The organism is Spiribacter onubensis, from assembly GCF_040838425.1.
In the GTDB taxonomy this organism is placed as follows: Bacteria; Pseudomonadota; Gammaproteobacteria; order Nitrococcales; family Nitrococcaceae; genus Spiribacter; species Spiribacter onubensis.
In genome coordinates this window covers 1-1,327 of the sequence record NZ_JBAKFI010000015.1, presented here as the reverse complement: position 1 = coordinate 1,327, position 1,327 = coordinate 1, and the positions used below count along the sequence as shown (strand labels likewise).

At 61.9% G+C, this 1,327-nt stretch carries 1 protein-coding gene; it reads left to right on the top strand.

What is annotated here, in order from left to right; all coding sequences use genetic code 11:
- Positions 1-59: 59 nt before the first annotated feature.
- The gene (locus tag V6X63_RS10635) at positions 60-1,286 is read left to right on the top strand and encodes an IS256 family transposase (RefSeq protein WP_367978923.1); all 1,227 of its coding nucleotides are present in this window, start codon (positions 60-62) and stop codon (positions 1,284-1,286) included.
- The last annotated feature ends 41 nt before the right edge of the window (positions 1,287-1,327 follow it).

The window sequence follows — 1,327 nt, the reverse complement described above, 5'->3', positions numbered from 1 at the left end:
GGGAGTGTAGGTAATTCTGTGTGTGAGCCATACGATAGATCCGACAGGGAGATGAACGTATGGCACGTAAGAAGCACACCGACGGTATTAACCGGGATATTCTCGACGAGCTGATCCGCGAGCGTGGGGCTCGTGGCGCGGCGGACTTCGAGTCACTCGCCGGCGAGCTCAAAAAGGCACTGGCCGAGCGCATGCTCAACGCCGAGATGGACGTCCATCTGGATGGCGATGATGAGCAGCACTCAGGCAACCATCGCAACGGGACAAGCCCCAAGACGGTGGATACGGGCGCTGAGCGCATCATCCTCGATATCCCGCGCGACCGGCACGGGCGGTTCGACCCGGTGTTGATCGGCAAGTACCAGCGCCGCTTCCCCGGCTTCGATGACAAGATCATCGCCATGTATGCCCGGGGCATGAGCACGCGGGATATCCGCGATCACATCATCGAGATCTATGGCGTCGATATCTCGCCGGATCTGGTCTCGGCGATTACCGAGAGCGTGATCGATGAGGTCCAGAGCTGGCAGAACCGGCCGCTCGAGACGACCTATGCGATCGTCTACTTCGACGCCCTGCGGGTGAAGATCCGCGACGAGGGCATGGTCCGTAACAAGGCCGTGTTCCTCGCCATCGGCATGACCTGCGAGGGTCGCAAGGAGGTCCTCGGCCTGTGGATCGAGCAGACCGAGGGGGCAAAGTTCTGGATGCGGATCATGAACGAGCTCCGCGCCCGCGGCACCAACGATATCCTCATCGCCGTCGTCGATGGCCTCAAGGGCTTTCCCGAGGCGATCACCAGCGCCTTCCCCGACTGCGTGGTCCAGACTTGCATCGTGCATCTGATCCGCTACTCGATGCAGTTCGCGTCCTGGAAGGAGCGTAAGGCGCTGGCCCAGGCGTTGCGGCCGATCTATGCCGCTCCCAGCGCCGAGGCCGCCGAGCAGGCGCTGGCCGACTTCGAGCAAGGACCATGGGGGCGGAAGTGCCCGGCAGTGGCGGCAAGCTGGCAGCGACGCTGGTCTGAGGTCATCCCGTTCTTCGCCTTCTCGCCTGAGGTGCGCCGGATCATCTACACCACCAATGCCATCGAGTCGCTGAACAGCCAGGTGCGAAAGGCAGTGCGCAACAAGGGCCACTTCCCAAGCGATGAGGCGGCGATCAAACTGATCTACCTGGCACTGCGAAATGTGCAGGCGAAGTGGAAACGGCCACCCGTCCAATGGCACGCTGCCAAAACCCAGCTTGCGATCCAGTTCGGCGACCGGTTCGTGCTGGAAGCCTGATCTCAATGGAGCGGCTCACACACAAAAATCTCCACAGGCCC

What these genes read in the sequence shown, in the direction of transcription:
- V6X63_RS10635 (WP_367978923.1), top strand. Translation starts at nt 60, where the DNA reads ATGGCACGTAAGAAGCACACCGACGGTATTAACCGGGATATTCTCGAC.